Annotated in this window: 14 protein-coding genes; 7 read left to right on the top strand and 7 right to left on the bottom strand. The window is 45.6% G+C overall.

Features of this window, described 5'->3' with window-relative positions; translation table 11 throughout:
• Positions 1-2 precede the first annotated feature (2 nt).
• Both QTP81_RS14920 and QTP81_RS14915 read right to left on the bottom strand, forming a co-directional pair.
• Entirely contained in the window at positions 3-2,033 is a 2,031-nt protein-coding gene (locus tag QTP81_RS14920; RefSeq protein WP_289366576.1) for a chemotaxis protein CheA, read from the bottom strand.
• A gap of 11 nt (positions 2,034-2,044) precedes the next feature.
• The gene (locus QTP81_RS14915; protein ID WP_289366575.1) at positions 2,045-2,407 is read right to left on the bottom strand and encodes a response regulator; all 363 of its coding nucleotides are present in this window, start codon (positions 2,405-2,407) and stop codon (positions 2,045-2,047) included.
• Positions 2,408-2,632: 225 nt separating this feature from the next.
• Here QTP81_RS14915 and QTP81_RS14910 point away from each other — a divergent pair, with 225 nt between their 5' ends.
• The 6 genes from QTP81_RS14910 (at position 2,633) to QTP81_RS14885 (ending at position 10,002) form a co-directional block, all read left to right on the top strand.
• Complete coding sequence (locus tag QTP81_RS14910) at positions 2,633-3,790, top strand: response regulator (protein ID WP_289366573.1); 1,158 nt, start codon at positions 2,633-2,635, stop codon at positions 3,788-3,790.
• 289 nt (positions 3,791-4,079) lie between these two features.
• Positions 4,080-5,276, top strand: a complete 1,197-nt coding sequence (locus tag QTP81_RS14905; protein ID WP_289366572.1) for an EAL domain-containing response regulator — start codon at positions 4,080-4,082, stop codon at positions 5,274-5,276.
• Positions 5,277-5,825: 549 nt separating this feature from the next.
• On the top strand, positions 5,826-6,635 hold the full coding sequence (locus tag QTP81_RS14900; protein ID WP_289366571.1) for a ferredoxin--NADP reductase: 810 nt from the start codon (positions 5,826-5,828) through the stop codon (positions 6,633-6,635).
• Positions 6,636-6,802: 167 nt separating this feature from the next.
• Positions 6,803-7,174: a VOC family protein gene (locus tag QTP81_RS14895; protein WP_289366570.1), complete on the top strand. Its 372-nt coding sequence runs from the start codon at positions 6,803-6,805 to the stop codon at positions 7,172-7,174.
• 14 nt (positions 7,175-7,188) lie between these two features.
• Positions 7,189-8,160 (top strand): universal stress protein, encoded by a 972-nt coding sequence (locus QTP81_RS14890; protein ID WP_289366569.1) that lies wholly within the window; start codon positions 7,189-7,191, stop codon positions 8,158-8,160.
• A gap of 87 nt (positions 8,161-8,247) precedes the next feature.
• The gene (locus QTP81_RS14885) at positions 8,248-10,002 is read left to right on the top strand and encodes an ABC transporter transmembrane domain-containing protein (protein ID WP_289366567.1); all 1,755 of its coding nucleotides are present in this window, start codon (positions 8,248-8,250) and stop codon (positions 10,000-10,002) included.
• Here QTP81_RS14885 and QTP81_RS14880 read toward each other — a convergent pair.
• The 5 genes from QTP81_RS14880 to QTP81_RS14860 all read right to left on the bottom strand — a co-directional run bounded on the left by QTP81_RS14880 (position 9,999) and on the right by QTP81_RS14860 (position 17,037).
• The gene (locus tag QTP81_RS14880) at positions 9,999-10,382 is read right to left on the bottom strand and encodes a TerB family tellurite resistance protein (protein WP_289366566.1); all 384 of its coding nucleotides are present in this window, start codon (positions 10,380-10,382) and stop codon (positions 9,999-10,001) included. The two genes, QTP81_RS14885 and QTP81_RS14880, sit on opposite strands and share 4 nt — an antisense overlap.
• Positions 10,383-10,503: 121 nt before the next feature.
• The gene (locus tag QTP81_RS14875) at positions 10,504-11,721 is read right to left on the bottom strand and encodes a phosphoenolpyruvate carboxylase (protein ID WP_289366565.1); all 1,218 of its coding nucleotides are present in this window, start codon (positions 11,719-11,721) and stop codon (positions 10,504-10,506) included.
• Complete coding sequence (locus tag QTP81_RS14870; RefSeq protein ID WP_289366564.1) at positions 11,718-12,353, bottom strand: condensin complex protein MksE; 636 nt, start codon at positions 12,351-12,353, stop codon at positions 11,718-11,720. The genes QTP81_RS14875 and QTP81_RS14870 overlap by 4 nt, the downstream gene beginning before the upstream one ends.
• Positions 12,350-16,045 carry an ATP-binding protein gene (locus QTP81_RS14865; RefSeq protein WP_289366563.1) on the bottom strand — a complete coding sequence of 1,232 codons (3,696 nt, stop codon included), beginning with the start codon at positions 16,043-16,045 and terminating at the stop codon, positions 12,350-12,352. The genes QTP81_RS14870 and QTP81_RS14865 overlap by 4 nt, the downstream gene beginning before the upstream one ends.
• 122 nt (positions 16,046-16,167) lie before the next feature.
• Positions 16,168-17,037 (bottom strand): WYL domain-containing protein, encoded by an 870-nt coding sequence (locus QTP81_RS14860; protein ID WP_289366562.1) that lies wholly within the window; start codon positions 17,035-17,037, stop codon positions 16,168-16,170.
• Between the two features lie 187 nt (positions 17,038-17,224).
• Here QTP81_RS14860 and chrA point away from each other — a divergent pair, with 187 nt between their 5' ends.
• A complete protein-coding gene (gene chrA / locus QTP81_RS14855) occupies positions 17,225-18,385 on the top strand; it encodes a chromate efflux transporter (RefSeq protein ID WP_289366561.1) in 1,161 nt (386 codons plus the stop codon).
• The last annotated feature ends 19 nt before the right edge of the window (positions 18,386-18,404 follow it).

Raw genomic sequence — 18,404 nt, 5'->3', positions numbered from 1 at the left:
GACTAATGCACCTTAAGACGCGACATGAGCGCCCCCACATCTAAAATTAACGCAACTGACCCGTCCCCAAGAATAGTCGCACCTGACAATTCATCGACTTTGATGTAGTTTGCTTCTAAAGACTTGACCACCACCTGTTGGTGATTTGCTAATTCATTGACGACCAGACCAAACTGTTGGTTATCATGCTCTACGACAACTACCAACAGAGAATCTTCTGAGTCAGGCTTTGTTTCGGGGAGTGAAAACGTCTCAGCTAAGTTCAAAAGGGGTATAAACTGGGATCGCCATTTAAATGAGATGTCGTGCTCACCAATCTTATTGATATCGACGCGTTTAACTTTTATCGACTCAATGATGGCTAGCATAGGTACCACATAGGTTTCATCCATAACCTTGATCAGTTGTCCATCCAAAATAGACAGTGTCAGTGGCAGTTTTATACTGAATGTGGTGCCTTCATTTTCCTCTGAGTGCAAATCGATTTGGCCGCCCAAGGATTGGATATTACGTTTAACCACATCCATTCCTACTCCACGTCCCGACAAGTCGGTTACGGCGTCTGCTGTGGAAAAGCCCGCAGCAAAAATGAGTTCTTTACAAGCCTGGGGGGCGAGTTTTGCGTTCGCGTCAATGAGACCTCGTTCCACCGCTTTGGCACGGATTTTATCAACCGCCAGGCCTTTCCCGTCATCACTGATCTCTATAACAATGTTACCTACTTGGTGATAAGCGACCAGTTTTAAGGTGCCTACGCGGGGCTTTCCGAGAGCTTCTCGTTCATCCGGCATTTCGATGCCATGGTCAATACTGTTTCGGACCAAATGCACCAAAGGATCTGTCAATTCCTCAATAACGGTTTTGTCGACCTCTGTATTTTCGCCTTCGATAACAACATCAATTTTTTTGCCCAACTGTTTACAAAGATCCCGCACCATTCTGGGGAATCGACTGAAACAAAAGTCTATCGGTAACATGCGAATCTGCATGACCCCATCTTGTAAATCGCGAGTATGCCGCTCTAATTGCCCTAATCCTTCCTGCAAACGTCTCAGTTCAGGGAATTGCACCATATTGTTGAATGTACTCAACATCGACTGAGTAATTACCAGCTCTCCCAGGAGGTTAATCAAGCTATCAATTTTGCTTAATTCAACACGAATAGACTGGCCTGTTCTCTTTGCAGGTGCCTTGGCTTTGCTAGTTTCTGCATTATCAACATCAGAGGAAACCGTGTCGACTTTGACATCAGGAGCTGACTTAGTTGTTTCTGCAAGCGCCGAGCTGACCAATTGTGGCGCCTCTTGGTCCAAACATCGATATTCAAGAGTCGCCTCGTCTTCAATCCATAAAAAGACTTCTGCTAAGTCCTCTTCGCTTATCGCTTCCTCCGAGTCGAGAGTAATTAGCCATTTCATTTTTAAATGGATCGGATTGAGTTGGTTAAGCGGAGGAACATCAGAAGAGTCGCACACAACATTTACACTTCCGAGTTCTAATAACTCTTCAATGTAACGCAGAGGTTCATTGCCCGATAAGAGTAGCTCTTCATCAGGGGAAAAGTGAATCTCCCAGTGTTTACCGTGTACTAGACCATTGTTTAAATTCGAGTCGCCCGATCCTTCAACAGGCTTCCCCTCTTGCTTTCCATCAATCAGCTCTTGGAGCTGCTTTTCAACAATAGCAATGAGCTCACCATTGACTTGCTCTTCGAATTGGTAGTGATTAACAAGATTCCGCAAACAATCCAAACACTCAAATAAACAATCAACTACTTCTTGAGTAAAATCTCGCTGCCCATCCCGAACCATATCTAATAGGGTTTCCATAAAGTGCGTAAATTCAGCCAGACGACTCATACCAAATGTCGCGCTACCGCCTTTAAGTGAATGAGCTGAGCGAAAAATATCATTAATGACTTCAGGCTCTATAGCAGTCAGATCTATGTCTAATAAATGTTGTTCAATTGCACTCAACGCCTCAGCACTCTCGTCAAAGAATACCTGTTTGAACCTTTCCATTGGATCTGACATGTAAGTGCCTTTTATTTGAGTACTTTGTTAACAAGAGCGGATAATTTTTGTGGATTAAACGGTTTGACAATCCACCCTGTTGCGCCGGCTTCCTTACCAGCACCTTTCTTATCCTGCCCAGATTCGGTTGTAAGCATCAATATTGGAGTAAAGCGATAGTTGGCCTGTTGGCGTAAGTTGGTAACAAAGGTGATCCCATCCATCACCGGCATGTTGACGTCCGAAATCACTAAATCAAACTGAGTTGCAAGTGCTGCGTCTAGGCCCAGTTGGCCATTTTCGGCTTCCTCAACTTCATGCCCCATCTCAGATAAAGTGTGAGCGACCATCGCCCGCATTGAGCCTGAATCATCAACTGTAAGTATTTTCGCCATTCTCTAACAATGCCCTTAAATCAAATGGTTTAACATCGAATTCCTACTAACTTTGCATTAGGTATAGCACTCTTCTGTGAAAAACCATGAAAAAAATAAAAATTTTTTTGTATGTTCAAATTAAAATTTGTCGATTAATTATTTTATAAGCTATCGTTAGTACACGAGTTTTCTTGAGAGCCTTGGAAGAAATGCTAGCAACCTTTTACACTGGAGAAAGGCTGAGTGAGTAAATACAGTTTATTAATCGCTGAAGACGATGAAGACTTAATAAACGTCTTCGAACTCATGCTAGGAGAGCATTTTGCTGTAACGACCACTACCAATGGCGCAGAAGCCATCGCCGAGATCCAAAAGAAAAATTTCCATATTGTTATAGTCGATATCCATATGCCGACTAAGTCTGGACTCGAAGTCTGCGAGTTCATACAAACTCTGAAACCTGATAGGCGGCCTAGCGTTATCGTGTTGTCTGGTGACTTATCCGACGAGAATATACATAAGGCCTTTTCTTTAGGTGCGACTGATTTTGTTGGTAAGCCGTTTAATGTGGTTGCCTTTCATGAGCGAATCATGCGTATTTCCAGAGACATAGTTCAGATAAAGGCTCTGAGAAGCGATGATGATCGCAGGAGAAGTTTAGCTGACACAGCAATGAAACAGGCGTCAGCTTATGGGAGTGGATTGGAATTACTGGCTCGCTTGAATAAGTGCAAAAGCATTGAAAGCCTAATGGAAAAGATCACTTTTGGTTTGCTAGCTCAAGGTTACCACTGCGCGGTTGAGTTTAGGTCCGATTCAGGCAGGTATAATTTTGATGTGGATACCCGACAATGCAGCGAAAACGAACAGAAAATTTTCCAACTGCTGTACGACAAGGGACGCATCTTCCACTTCGGGAAACGCACTATTTTTAATGAATCGAATGCTTCTCTATTAGTTAAAAACATGCCAACTGAAGGTACTATGTCTTATGACGCTGCGATTGACTTATTCGCGAAACTAGTACCAGCATTGGGTAGCCGTTTTGATGCGCTGTTGAACATTCAAACCATGTTGTCTTCCAGAGAACAGTTAAATGAAACCATTAAAACCGTCAAGCACACCATTGAAATTATGGAGCGCGAACGAAAGGATAACTTAGAGCAAATTGCTGCGACAATAGGTATAAGCTTTCATGAACTAGAGATGACGGAGACCCAGGAGCGCTTTTTTCTTGATCTCATAGAAAAGCAACTTACTGCAGACAACACAAATGAGCGTTTTGGTAAAGTTGTGGAACTGTTGGAGGAAACGGCTGAAAGCCTCAATAGTGATGAATTGGTGGACGATGAGGAGGAGCAGATCGAGGATAATTTCGATGACGACATAGAGCTTTTTTGAGTGGCAATGGCTGGGATACGCATATATTGTGCAAATTCAAAGGCGACAAATACCTATAAGCCTAGTGTATAGAGATTGAAACAAATTAAATGATGCTGAAAGTCGCATATAAATTAAGCTGGGGTATACTTATTGTGAGGATGAATAATATGCAATTGAAAGAGCACTGTTTCTATGAGCCAGAAGCTATACTTAGGGATTGACAAGAGATTGTGCATATCGAGTTTTAAAAGTGAGTCATAACACCGTGTTGTGTTTTAGCGAAGTCCTACTATAAGGCGATGAATTAATGCCAGAAAAATCGTTCCGTATTGTTGCTGTTGAGGATGATACAAATATCACAGGTATTCTTAACGAATTTGCCGCTGCGTCAGATATTAGTTTTCACTCGTTTTCGGGGCTTGATACGATCTGCATAGAGGACCTCCACGCTGCAGATTTAATTTTCCTCGACCTGCAATTAGACCATCATGATGGTATCGACGTAATTCTAGCTCTCGACCAAAACAAGGTGAAAACGCCGATCATTTTATGCTCCGGAATGGACATCAACGTGATTAATGCTTCTAAAGATCTATTAACCGAGCACGGCTTGACATGTTTTGGGCAATTACAAAAACCCTTTTCCTATGAACAGTTTCTGGAAGCCATAAACGCAATCGAAGGAGGGCAATCAAGAAATGTCAAACCAAGTGTCCCCACAACTCAGCGATCACTAAGTAATCAAGATATTACTAACGCTCTAGAAAGACACTGGTTCACTGCTCATTACCAACCGCAAATAGATCCAGTTTCGGGAAAGATCACCGGCGTTGAATGCCTTGCAAGGTTAAACCATCCTGAGCGAGGGCTGTTTAATCCTTTTGAATTCATTCAACGAATTAAAGAATTGGGCTTGATGGACATCTTCACTAAGCAAATTATCCAGGTTGGCCTCAAAGAACTTTGCACGGCTCCCTTGCCCAAAGGCACCATGTTTTCTTTTAATTTAGATGCGTTTTCGATCAATACCCGCTTTTTAGTCTGGTTGTTAGATTGTTTGATTGAATATGCCATCCCCCCGAACAATATTTGTTTAGAAATCACAGAACTATCTGCATTAGAAATTAATTCAGAGGTGAAAAGTATCCTTACGAAACTAAGAATCAGAGGCTTTTCACTATCTCTAGACGATTTTGGCACTGGCTTTAGCACCATCCAAGAATTGAATGAACTCCCTTTCAACGAAGTGAAGATCGACCGTTCGTTCGTGACGTCGATGCTCACAAAAGATTCTTCCGAAGCAATCGTAAGGTCTACTATAGACCTTGCTAAACGCTTAAGTTATAGAGTTGTTGCTGAGGGAGCTGAAACTAGTGAGCAGGTCATAATGCTCAAACAGTTTGGCTGCCATGATATCCAAGGGTTCTACTATTGTAAGCCTAAATCGATTGAACAATTCATCCTCTTTTGTGAGAACCAAGCGAAGGGAATTAAAGCAAGTTAACACAACCTAATACCGGCATTTTATTACTCATACCACCACAATCACATTGCACTTCGATCATCTTAATCAAAGCTGCAGTGGAATAGGATGATGATTTTGAGCCGCTAATCAGGGGATGTAGCTATGTTTCTGCATACTGTGTGGCCGATACGTCACTCAGATTCAAGCGTTAAAATTACTCCTCATTGGCGAAAATATAAATAGTAACCTTGGCATTTTGGGGGGAGTTTTTTAGCTGGCTAACTACAGTATTTCACTCTGCTCTTTAACGGCCGCCATTGAAGTTGAATGAAACAATGAACAGGAAAAAATATGCGGCCCACAACTTTATCGAGTTTTTGAATTTCAACTGGATTACGAACACCTGAATAAGACCCCTTAGTACCTTTATTCAAGTCAGGGCCGGGCCACCATTTTTCATTTAAGTTCTAGTTTGTCGCTCAGTTAATCTACAACTACTATGTGAACTCAAAGTCTATTTTTTCGTAACAACAAGTAGTTACGAAAAATATTGCGTCTATATACTCTTGATTTTGGAAACCCGATTTAATGCGCAACACCATACCCGCGACAGTGACCCACGTTCATCATTGGAATGATACCCTCTTTAGCTTTAAAACCACGCGCGAGCGGTCGCTTACGTTTGAATGCGGCCAGTTTGTTATGATTGGCTTAGAGGTTGACGGCAGGCCCTTGATGCGCGCGTATAGTATCGCGAGCGCTAATTATGAAGACGAACTGGAGTTTTTCAGCATTAAAGTACCTGACGGCGCATTAACGTCGCGCCTACAAAATATCAACGTCGGCGATCAAATTCTGGTTTCTACCCGTCCTACAGGTACTCTAGTCCCTGGCTACCTGATACCAGGCAAGCATCTATACTTGTTGGCAACCGGTACTGGCTTAGCGCCATTTATGAGCATTATTCGCGGTCTGCATATTTACGAGCACTACGAAAAGATAATTCTTGTCCACGGTACGCGCACAGTTCCTGAACTAGCCTATCAAGATGAAGTTCAAACGCAGCTTCCCCACAACCCTTATTTTGGTGAACTCGTGCGAGCTAAACTGCGTTACTACCCTACCGTAACGCGCGAACACTATGAATATGTTGACCCAAATAGCAACGCGACACCACACGTGCACACAGGTCGAATCACGGACCTATTAACCAGCGGTGAGCTTACTCGTCGACTTGGCTTACCCGATATCAATATTGAAAACGACCGCTTTATGCTGTGCGGGAATAACGACATGTTGCAAGATCTAATGACTATTCTTGATAAACGCGGATTCTGTAAAGCCAACTCTCGCAGCATGGGGCATTATGTGATTGAACAAGCGTTTATAGAAAAGTAAACGCAAGCCATTCTACCCAATAGCCCACAACTTGCAGCTAGGCCGTAAGTCATTGCGCTAAATCAAATCAAGCTCAACTATACTCACGAGGAGGTAGAAGTGAGGCGAGTATATGCTAGATTAGACTCTACGCAATGAGGTCCTAACGCTTTTTCAAGGAGAGATTGATGCATAATAATCCGGTCGGTTGGTTTGAGATTTATGTACAAGATATTGAACGGGCAAAATCCTTTTATGAGCAAGTGCTCTGTGTACAATTAACTGCGCTTCCGATTGAAGGTATTGCCATGTTGGCTTTTCCCAGTGATGATGAGGGAGCCGGAGCATCAGGTGCTCTGGTACATGCGCCGAGTATACCGTCAGGTGGAAATAGTACCGTCGTATATTTCAGCTGCGAGGATTGTGCTGTCGAAGAAGGCCGAGTTGAAGCCGCAGGTGGAACCGTGAGTCGCAGTAAAATGTCGATTGGTGATTATGGATTCTGCAGTATGGTCTTAGATCCTGATGGCAACCTTTTTGGTCTACATTCAATGCAATAACTGGAGAACAGTCGATGTCGTGCTTTAAACATGTTTTATGCGTCCTTACTGAACTGCAAAATCCCGATGAAGTGGTCGGTCACGCGATACACATTTGTCAGCAACACAACGCCAAACTTACGGTTATGCTTGCACTTGAACCTCTCCCACCCAATGCCAACATGGTGATGGAATCCTTTGCGTATATCGACACCTACGAGAGTATCCAAGCGGCTGCCGAGCAGCGCTTGGATAGCAAGGCACAGGAATGGCGTGAAAAGATGCCCGTCGATACTGTGTTTCGCTATGGGCACAGCTTCATTGAAATTGCCAAGGTCACACAAGATATTGGTGCCGATTTAGTCGTGAAGTTAGCCAAAACTGACCTCATTGACCGTTTGTTTGGTCATGAAGATATGCGCTTGTTACGGAAATGTCCGGCCCCCGTGTGGTTGTTGCATCGCAACGATAGTCAGCGCTACCAGCAGATAGTCGCGGCTGTCGATGTTAACTATCACTACCCCGACGATGAAGTAGCTACTCGCAAGCAACTCAACCAGGCGGTGGTTATTAAGGCCGCTCAAGTAGCCGTTGAAGAAAATGCGACGTTGAATATCGTTCATGTTATTGATGAACAGGTAGACATGGTGGTGTATGACGGCATCGTTGACATGGGTGCTCATGCTTTTGGCGGTGATCAAGAGCAAACCGAAGCTGAACGCCAAGCGGCGATCCAGGAGCTTATCGAGTTGATTAAAGGGGCTAATCCCGATGACGTCATCGAAAATCTACGGATCCAAACCCACGTTATTCGTGGCAATGCTCGACGGGATATGCCAGAGTTGATCAGTCAATTGGACTGTGACTTGCTCGTAATGGGTACAGTGGCACGCATCGGCATTCCAGGCTTTTTCATGGGTAATACTGCCGAATCGGTATTAAATCAGGTCAATTGTAGCGTATTGGCGCTTAAACCGGCAGGGTTTAGTTCGCCACTGATCACCTGATTGATACACAGGCTTTTACACTTTAAAACGATACAAAAACGAGTGACGCGCGTACACTAGATCTAAACCAATCATTATCCGTGTACCGTGTCATCTACTACATCTGTTTTACAGTGGTTACTGAGTTTCCTTAAACCTTATAAATATCAAGTCAGTGGTGCTATTTTTGCCTTGTTTATCGGCTCATTTGCTTGGTTAGTATTGGGGCAAGGAATACGTCTAGCGGTGGATCAAGGTTTTGTTGCTGATGATGCTGACCGCTTGAATCAACTACTGTTTGCAGTACTACTCATTTCATTAACCGCGAGTATTGCTACCTATTTTCGCTTTGCCTTAATGACTTGGCTAGGTGAGCGGGTAAGCGCAGACATTCGTCAGCGCGTATTTAATCACCTCTTAACACTTGACCCGGAATTCTACACTCAAACGCGTACGGGCGAGGTTATTTCGCGTTTTACCGCCGATACCACGGTTCTACAAAGTGTCATTGGCATGAGTATTTCCATGGCGCTGCGCTCAAGCGTTACCTTCATCGGCGCCTTGGTTCTAATGCTGATCAGTAGTCCAATGCTGACCCTGTATGTAATGTTAGCGGTGCCATTCGTGCTTTTACCGATCAAGTTACTTGGCAAGCAGGTGCGTAAGTATTCTCGCGCTAGCCAAGACAAAGTCGCGGATATAGGTGCATACGTTGATGAAACTCTGCATGAAATTCAGACTGTGCAAGCCTATTCGCATGAGCAAGTCGACATACAGGCATTTTCAGAGCGAATTGACGCAGTGATGGCGACAGCAAGGCAGCGTATCCACTATCGATCGCTGCTTATTGGCCTGATCATGGCAATTAGTATCATTGCTATTGTGTTAGTCGCCTGGATTGGCGCAACCGATGTTATCAGCGGTGGGATGACTGCGGGCGAACTAACCGCCTTTATGTTTTATGCGGTGTTGGCCGGCGGCAGCATTGCAACGGTAAGTGAAGTGATTGGTGAAATACAAAAAGCTGCCGGTGCCAGTGAACGCCTGTTAGAACTGCTCAATGCAACCAGTCATATTCAAGGTATTATTGCACCTACACTGCTTTCACCAGCCAAAGTCCCAATGAGTGTGCCTGCAATCGAGCTGACGGCCGTGAGTTTTGCCTACCCCAGCGCCCCCGAGCGCGCAGTATTGCAAGATATCACTCTGCAGATTAGTCCCGGCCAGCGCGTTGCTTTAGTGGGGCCAAGCGGTGCGGGTAAATCGACAGTGTTTCAGTTACTACTGCGATTTTATGCCACGGAACAAGGCTCTATACGGGTCCATGGTCAAGATATCAGTCAGTTAGCTATTGAAAGTCTACGCACACAATTTGCGTTAGTGCCGCAAGAATCAGTGATATTTGCTAATGATGTTGTTGAGAACATTCGCTACGGTCGCCCTGAGGCTAGCCAAGCGGATGTCGTGGCTGCAGCCAAAACCGCACAAGCGCATGAGTTTATCTCACAGTTACCCGAGGGCTATAAGACTAATTTAGGTGAACGAGGGGTCAAGTTATCTGGCGGGCAAAAACAGCGGATTGCAATAGCCCGAGCAATTTTGGCCGACCGCCCGATTCTTCTGCTCGATGAAGCTACTAGTGCACTGGATGCGGTAAGTGAAAGAGCAGTGAAACTCGGCTTGGATAACTTAATGCGCGGTCGCACAACACTGATCATTGCCCATCGACTCGCCACGGTTGTTAATGCCGACCTGATTGTCGTCATGCAAGATGGTCGAATTGCGGCTACCGGCACACACGAAGAACTTATGACGAGTAATTCTTTGTACCGCGAACATGCTGAGTTGCAATTAGTTAGCTAAACCACCTGTGCTGTCAGTGATTTGGCCAAAATTCGGTTAGTGAGATACGCCAGTAATTCGGTTTCTTCTTCACTGCGTTCCCCATCAATTGCAGTTAGCTCCATGGCTACATCAAGTGCTTTACCAGCATCTTGATTCAGATCTTCTCCTAACTCCTGCATAAACGCTCGACAGTCATTGTTGTCAACCGCTTGGCGGGCTCGATGAATCGCGTTATTTAAAAAGGCTTCTTTGCAGATAGTACTGCCCCAGTCCAACGACTCCATGACTTGTTCAACATAGTCTTGCTCACTGAGACTGACCTTACCGTCTATTTGGTAGAGTAACACTGACAATTGGATGAGCGCTTCGTTAAAGCCTTGTTGTTCAGTCAGTTGCATAGGAACTCCTTACATCGCACCCGGCTCGAGGGTGACTGGAATAGTGATTTGCGAATATCCCAAAAGAGAAATTTAGACCACTTAGTTCGGGATTAGTTGCATAGTTTTTCACTTTTTTGACCTATCGCAGGCCCAAAATGACATCGTGGATCAAGTAATTTCCTGAGTACACCGGATGCGGCTCGCCCGTTGCTTCAATCGCAAAAAACCGTTGCTCTTCGGTATCGAGTGACTGATAGCCGCCAATCACTTGATACAGCCAAGCCTCTGTGTCAAAGTCCAATGCTCGCCATTGGTGATACTGCAGGGCAGTGATGTTTTCGCCGCTGTCAATCACATGGCAAAAATACTGTTCAACCGCTTCGCGCAACCGGGAATCATCCATCTCGACGGCAGCAAGGACTTCGATACTAATACTCTTCGCAGCACTGTGCTGCTCGTGTTTTCGCTGTCGGTTGATAGTTCGGATTTGCCCCACTAAGTGTTGCAGTTCTGCTTCTTGCTCAACATTGTTGGGGTCTACTGCAGCAGCCCTAAGCAAAGGCTCAGCTTGATTAAACAACATCGGTATCTGACTAAAACGCGTGTAGTCTTTTGGCACGAAATCGGGGTGTTGGTCGCTGTGCAATACAAACCCTTTAAGCAATCGCGTTTTACCGCGAAATTCACGAAATCGCCCGAGTAATTCCAACAAGCGTGCTTGTACGGCTGATTGTTCTTTAGTCACGCGCGTAAAGCTTTGCTGCAACGCCACGACGAGTAGGTGCCGCAAATCGCGATTATTGCCAGCCAACTCACTCAGTTCGTCAAAACGAATGAGCTCTATCTGGTTGAGTAAGTCAGTAACCTGAGACTGTGCCAGCTGATTTTCGCGAATTTTTGCGTCGACCGACGACACGTATCCAAACTCGTTATTGATCCGGCTGAATAACAGCCGCACATGATTCGCTAAAGACTCTGTAAGTGCATAGACATGCTCACGCAAATCGTTGAGGTGGCCTTGCGACTCGGCAAACCGACCATAATGCAGAGCTTCTTTGTAATGCTGTGCGAGCGTCTTTATCGCAGCCAGTGCGCTAGCCATATTAGTGTCGATCTGGCGATTGCGCTCATCTTGCAAACTGCCTTCGAGCAGGTTGCGGACTGCGCCTTTTAAACGATAATCACCGTCTTGTTCAGGACGCCATAAAACGCCCAACTGCAACAGTTGATCAAGCACTTTGGGGCTTATGTCACTGGCACTTACGCTCCCCACCAGATAAGCCCGCATTATCACTTCACTATGCCGACTTAGTGCATTGAGAAGTTTTACGCCTGACTGAAAAAGATTTTGATTCACAGTAGGCTACCTTGCTCACTGGCCATTTGAGCTTGCTCTGCAAGTGACAAAGACTCAGTTTCATCAATAAACCGCAATACTTCGTATAGATAATCAATCTTACCCGTGGCAATAAAAATCTGTTTTTCTGGGTTGGGTTTAAGTAAATACCCAAGGTCTGTTAAGCGCTTAAAGACCTGTTTTATTTGGCCATCGACTTGGGTACTCGTGGAGCCAAACAAGCGGTAGCGAGAGATTTTTTCCAGCTGCTCAGCAAATGCCGGTGTATCTTCAATAATGGTTTGAAGCTCCGTCAAACGAATGGGTGTTCCCATTGTTACCGGAACGTCGCTGCCTTGAGCCTGTTGAACAAGCAACAACCAATCAACTAATGGACGTAAACTCGATGAAACTTCCTGAAACTGTTGCCCCAATATTTTGCGCTCATCTTCACCAAGCGCAGTATAACCGACAAAAAACACATCGCCATCAGCGGTGCTAGTCAGTGTCCTATTGAGTAGGTTGAGGTGAGGCTCGAGCGCATCTCGATTAGCGCTGTTCTTAAGATAACGCCATGCCTCTTCATCACTGATTTGACAGATGAATTGCCCTTGCAATAGCTGAGTCAGCACGCGGCCTTGTTGATTCATCATGCGTTAGCCTCCTCAGCAAATTTCGCTTTTAAACGCTCGCTCAATGGACTTGCTTTAGGTTGCACCACCTGCAGACGGCGCGTGGCTTTGTCAATCAAATAACGATTTTCAAACAGTTTAAGGACATCAGATTCAGGGTTTGGGAACGCGCCAACCACTGAAATTTGATTGTTCTGACAAGCATCGAAAATCTTTTTCACATTGGATTGATGCAACGTTCCTAATTCGTCGATTGGCCAGTGAATGATTACGTTCGCCGAGTTACGCAACAACCGTGTAAATGCCAATAAGAATTTACACAAAATTAAATAGGCCATTCCATGACTCGAACTTTCATTCAATTGACGGTCGGTACGAATGACGAGATTTGAATCACCTTCGCGCAAGTGCAATTCAATATCTAACAGCTTGCTTATCCCACCTGATAAGGCTGCACGGCCAAGAATGTCCAGCACCCGACGCATTGACAGACCATACTCTTCTACGGGCAACTCGGTTGCTCCTGAATCCATCCATTGTTGATATTGCTGTTTAAAGGCCGCCAGCTCAGGCCAGAATTCAAGCTCACTGATCCTTGACCTGATTTTCACTGCAGAATCAGACACGCCATCGAGGAATAGCTCTTCGTCAACTTCTTTACTGATCCGCCGACTTTGCGTCGCTATGCGCTTATCAATATCGTCTAACACATGGTAGTACTGCGTGAGATCAGCGCCAAAAATCCGTCCTTGCTCGCGCAAACCATGCAGCTTTTGCGGCACAATTTCGTTTAACAAGCGTGCCAGGTGTTGCACAAGACGGCGATGTTCAATGTGGCGCACGCCGTCTTGATCGACTGATGTGCACTCTTCGCGTGAACGCTCCCACGTATCAGACAACCCTGTACCAGCTTGGGCAGCGATCAACTGGTCAAAGCGCTCAACATAACTGCGAATATCACTGAGCAATTGCTCACGAGTTTGCAGTAAGTCATTCGCCTCAGTAATACGCTGTGATATACCCGTTATGTCATTACCCGATCCATCAATATTTGCCGTTTGTCCATCACTCGCCAGCGCTAGTCGTTTGAGTGTTTTAAGTAATTGCTCAACACTGCTACTTGCCTCACGAGCTTGGCGCAATAACTGTTCAGCATTAACTTGCTGCTCGTTGAGCTGTTGACGCTGTGTAGTGACCTGTTGGCGGCGCTCGGATAGTTGACGCTCAGCATTGCTGGCACTTTTTTTCGCGGCGGCCAATTGCTTTTGCCAAGTAACCTTCTGACCGTTAAATACATTTTTGTACCAGCGTTGATAGTCAGCAACTTTGTGGCGATGTGTCTCGGTGTAGTCGATATCCGCTTTTAATTGTTCGATCTTTTTCTTCAAAGCGCCAATCTCATCAATATCAACACCACGTTGATCGAGCTCATCGGCCAGCCATTTTTCCATCGCTTTGCGATCGGCTTTGGCATTGGCTTTAACTTCAGCCAGCTGAGCGCTAACCTGCTGCTCTTCAGCAACAATATCGTCTATTATTTGTTGCCAATGGAATCCCAGTTCATTGAGCGCTTCACGCCGTTGCTCATCGACATCAGCCAGCGCCGCTTTGTAGCTAATTGTTGCCTTAGCCAACTGACTTTCCACTTGTTTGAGTTGCTGCTTGCCATTTTGTTTACGCTCTGCCAATGCCGCTTGATACTCACGATGCAGGGCCTGACGATCCTGCTGACTGCGCTTGCGATTAGCTTCAGCGCTTTTTACCTGACTTTCCGCTTTGGTCACCGCCAGCTCAGCGGCACGTACTGCCTCAGTCGCTGCTGTGAGTTCTTGTTCAACTTTATTTTGTTGCTCAGTAGCCTGTTCGAGAAGCGTTTGAGCCGCTTCTAACTGCGTCCGAAGATCCTGCTCGTCTTGGGCAAACTCGGGTAAGTCGATATGGCTAAGGTCAAGTGACACACCAAACATCGATGGTTGTTTTTTAGCGCTAACTTCGGGCTTTAAATCTGTCCGCTGCAATAATTGCGGATCCACTAATTTACCGATTGACGCTTCCCATCCGTCCACATTAGCGCGCAAAAATGCCAGTAATGTATTGTCTTCTGGATGCAGCAAACGCTCTGCTGCGGAAAGCTCGCTTTTCTGTCGCATGACTTCGCGACTTTGTTCCTGCAATGCCTCACTGACTTTATGACGCAGTTGCTGTGCTGATTGGACGGACTGCTGAGCCTTACGCAACTGTTCCCGAGCGTTATCTTCAATGCCGACGGCTTCATCAATTGTCGCATCAAGCAAATCCAATTGACTCTGCTCAAATTCACTAAAACCGACATTCTGTAACCGCGCGTTTAAGTTTGCTTTTTGTTCAACTAAGTCACTGTAATGTGACTGATGTTGCTCAGTAAGTTGTTCTTTTTGCGCGTTAAAATCGTCTTTGAGCGATTGTTGCTGCTGATCGCCCTCGCGTTGCTGGTCAGCGCGTTTAGCGATCAACTCATGTTGTTGACTGTTGAGCTTTTCAAGTTGTTGATTGAGCTTTTCATTGAAGTCAGCCATGCGCTTGTCAAAACTGGCTTGCACGTCTTGGTGCTTTTCAGTCACCAGCGCATAGCGCGACTGAGTGGCATCTAAATCACTTTGCCATTGGCTCAGATGCTGCACATCACTTTGCAACTTATCTATATCTTGGTCTTGCCAGCGCTGATACTCCTCTTCAACACTGTCGAGTTCCTGTTCGAACTTTGCGCTGTCTGCATTGGCTGCCGACAAGGTTTGATTCAAGGATTCACGCTGCTCTTGCCACTCACTTTCTAGCTGCTTGAGGGTCACACTGGTTTCATCTACTACGCCTTGCTGCTGAGCAGTGGTCGCCGCTAAAAATGACTGGTCGTGTAAGAAGTGATGCTTTAATGCAGCTAACCTCGCTTCACTATCAAGTAATTGCACATCGGCCGTTTCCAAGCGGCTAAACTCCGGTCGAATAACCTCAAACTCTTGGATTAGCTGACACTCTTTCAGCCAGTCATCTACATGCTTGCGACTTAAGTTTGAACTGGGTGGTTGCACACCGTCTTCTTCGAGAATGGCTGCAATCATGGCTTTGATGGTTTCCATCTTGCCTTCTTTTGAGTGCACCGCTTTAGCGAGTTTCTCAATGTGCCGCAGGTGTTGATGCTCATCACTGAGGCTGAACATACGCGCATAGCCCATTAATTCGCGGGCATTGCTCGAGGCTTGCATAGTACTCGTATCATTCTGTAATACAGCACGGAAGTCTTTGGTGTTGAGTTGATTGGTCACCATCACATTGTTGCGCTTTAAACTGCGAGCTAGCTCTGCCGCGCTGGTCGGAACGTGGTCTCCCGCTTTATTCTTAAATACATAATCGTCAAGATCGAAGGGTTTACCGATGAACCGATAAGTCACACCATTGCCGTTTGACGTTAGTACAGCTTGGCATAACTCATCTTCATGTCGCATGTATTCGTAAATGATAAAACTAGACTCTCGCGGCAAGTACCAACGCTCAAAGCTATCCCGTGTGGCGGGTACTACACGGCTTGGATATTCACCGTAAAACACGGGGATCAAACGCTGTAGCGTAGTTTTACCTGAGGCGTTTGTACCACAGATATTAGTGTGACCATTGAGTTTGAGTTCGACCACGCCAGGCAGGTGGGTATCAATAAGAATAATGCGATGTAAACCGGGCATAATTGTCCTGTAATTATTATATTTAGCGCTGCGCAAGCTACCGTGCTAGTGCGTTAAAGCGCCGTTAACTATACCCAGCCAATCGACGCTTGAAAACTGGATTTTTGAATTAATTTCGCACCTTATTGGCAACCCGGCGCAAGTGTCGGATTTTCAATCATTTTCAACACTTCTAAGTTAGCGAGCGCTAACTGACAACCCTGACCGGTGAAACGATATCCCACTGAACAGTCGACCTGCCAGTGACGCAATATATAAGCGGCAAAAGCGGCTTTTACATGCAGTTCATAGCATCCGTCTTGCATACCAAAATCTAATTCAACTGCTCGGGGTTGTTTGAGGCTCGGGTGAGGTATCAATGTCAATTTAACCAGCTTATTAAATTGACTGTCAGCGCCTGCGCGCTGATGGGCGGCAACGGTCATTGATGCATTTTGTACACGAGTAAAACGCGTACATACGTAATCGCGAAATGTTTCGTGCTTCAAGTCATAGGCTCTTACATGCCAGCGATGTCCGTTGTTAACCAGCGCGTGCGGTACTAACGTTCGCGCCGATTCACCAGAGCTCGCAGAAACATAATCGCAATCTATTGCATGACCTTGATGGATCGCGCGCATCAGTGCCGCGATGATATTGGCATTAGGATGAACCAAAGTGACAGCATCAAAACATTGAGCTGATGCTCTTATGGGTGCCGAAATACCATCGCCAAACCCGCGGCTAAGGCTCTGTAATACTGCTTCAGGATCGTGTTCAAACACAGGAACAAAGTGACTTGTACGATGATACTGTTTGTCTTGATGAACCAAGATTAAATTGTCAGGTGCAAGCTCTTTGTACAGGGTAAAGTCACGGGTACTCGCCGCTAATCCCGTTTGGAATCGGTTGATTAAATCATTGCGCGAGATATGTCCAAAGTATTGTAAACAAAAATCGATATACGCCAAACGCTCGCGCTGGGCATGAGGTATTTGCTCAAGCTCTGTCATGTCAATCACTTCCTATTCAGTTTGTTACCCCACTATAAACAAGCAATCATTATGATGCAATCATAATGATGCGATTATTTTGATTGCAACCCAGGTGACTGCTTGTTGTTATTGCTGGCGATAAAGGGGATATACTGTGTAAACTAAACTTCAACTTGAATCATTAGCGCGTGTTGATCAGATTATTATGCTGCATGTGTTTTTTGTTTTTTTGCGCCTTGGCTGTATCAGTTTTGGTGGCCCCGTCGCGCACTTGGGGTATTTTCAAGATGAGTTTGTCAAACGTCGCCAATGGCTAACCGCCGACGAATATGCGGAGCTTGTTGCACTGTGCCAGTTCATTCCAGGCCCTGCCAGTAGCCAGGTCGGGGCTGCTATCGGCTTTCGACGACGGAGTTATCCAGGTGCATTGGCAGCGTGGCTCGGTTTTACCCTACCTTCAGCACTTATACTGGGTTTGGCTGCTTCCGCGTTAGTAATTTGGCAGACACAATGGCTTGTAGTGATAGTCGATGGCCTCAAATTGGTTGCCGTTGCTATCGTTGCTCAGGCCGTATGGAACATGCAAAAAAGCTTATGCGGTGACAATAAAACGCGGCTTATTGCTCTGTGGAGTGTTTTACTACTCCTATTTTTTCCTCTCACTTTCATGCAAGTAACGGTCATAGGCATAGCCGGACTCGTTGGCTGGATATGGTGCAAGCAAGAACCGCCTCCCCCACCTACCCATCAGTCTCGGTTGGCGAAACAATCGCTCATATTGCTCTGCTGTTTTGCTTTGTTATTGTGCATACCCATTGTAATACCAATTCAACATCAGCTATTCGCGCTAATCGATAGCCTATATCGAGCCGGTGCTTTAGTTTTTGGTGGTGGTCATGTGGTGTTACCTTTATTGCACGCCGAATTCGTGCAAACAGAAATGCTCAGCAACGACCAATTTCTGATCGGCTACGGCTTAGCACAAGCAGTACCCGGGCCGTTATTTACCGTCGCTACTTATATCGGCGCAACCGCAATGCCTAACAACGCTCTTGTTGCCGCTATCCTAGCCACGATTGTGATTTTTTTACCGGGTATGCTATTGCTATTTGCACTATTACCCATCTGGCAATCACTGCGAAATCATCATGGCATTCAGCGCGCATTAATTGGAATAAATGCTGCGGTTGTCGGTATTCTGGCTGCCGTTTTGATTGACCCACTCGCCGCAGCAAGCCTAAAGTCTTGGCAAGATGCAGTGATTGTCTTCATTGCCCTCGTAGGTTTGTTAAGATTTAAACTGCATCCGCTGTGGGCAATCGTTGTGTGTTTATCGCTAAATACCATTGGCAGTGCAATCGTTTAAATCGTCGTGACTTTTGTCA

The organism is Neoalteromonas arenosi (assembly GCF_030362855.1).
Classification (GTDB): Bacteria; Pseudomonadota; Gammaproteobacteria; order Enterobacterales; family Alteromonadaceae; genus Alteromonas_E; species Alteromonas_E arenosi.
The sequence above is the reverse complement of the archived record's forward strand: the minus strand, read 5'-3'. Positions and strand labels throughout refer to the sequence as shown.

Bases quoted from the DNA above. Each gene is read 5' to 3' on its own strand.
- QTP81_RS14900 (WP_289366571.1), top strand. From the start codon at position 5,826: ATGCGCAACACCATACCCGCGACAGTGACCCACGTTCATCATTGGAAT.
- QTP81_RS14880 (WP_289366566.1), bottom strand. From the start codon at position 10,382: ATGCAACTGACTGAACAACAAGGCTTTAACGAAGCGCTCATCCAATTG.
- QTP81_RS14905 (WP_289366572.1), top strand. From the start codon at position 4,080: ATGCCAGAAAAATCGTTCCGTATTGTTGCTGTTGAGGATGATACAAAT.
- QTP81_RS14870 (WP_289366564.1), bottom strand. From the start codon at position 12,353: ATGATGAATCAACAAGGCCGCGTGCTGACTCAGCTATTGCAAGGGCAA.
- QTP81_RS14860 (WP_289366562.1), bottom strand. From the start codon at position 17,037: ATGACAGAGCTTGAGCAAATACCTCATGCCCAGCGCGAGCGTTTGGCG.
- QTP81_RS14895 (WP_289366570.1), top strand. From the start codon at position 6,803: ATGCATAATAATCCGGTCGGTTGGTTTGAGATTTATGTACAAGATATT.
- QTP81_RS14890 (WP_289366569.1), top strand. From the start codon at position 7,189: ATGTCGTGCTTTAAACATGTTTTATGCGTCCTTACTGAACTGCAAAAT.
- QTP81_RS14920 (WP_289366576.1), bottom strand. From the start codon at position 2,033: ATGTCAGATCCAATGGAAAGGTTCAAACAGGTATTCTTTGACGAGAGT.
- QTP81_RS14915 (WP_289366575.1), bottom strand. From the start codon at position 2,407: ATGGCGAAAATACTTACAGTTGATGATTCAGGCTCAATGCGGGCGATG.
- chrA (WP_289366561.1), top strand. From the start codon at position 17,225: ATGCTGCATGTGTTTTTTGTTTTTTTGCGCCTTGGCTGTATCAGTTTT.
- QTP81_RS14865 (WP_289366563.1), bottom strand. From the start codon at position 16,045: ATGCCCGGTTTACATCGCATTATTCTTATTGATACCCACCTGCCTGGC.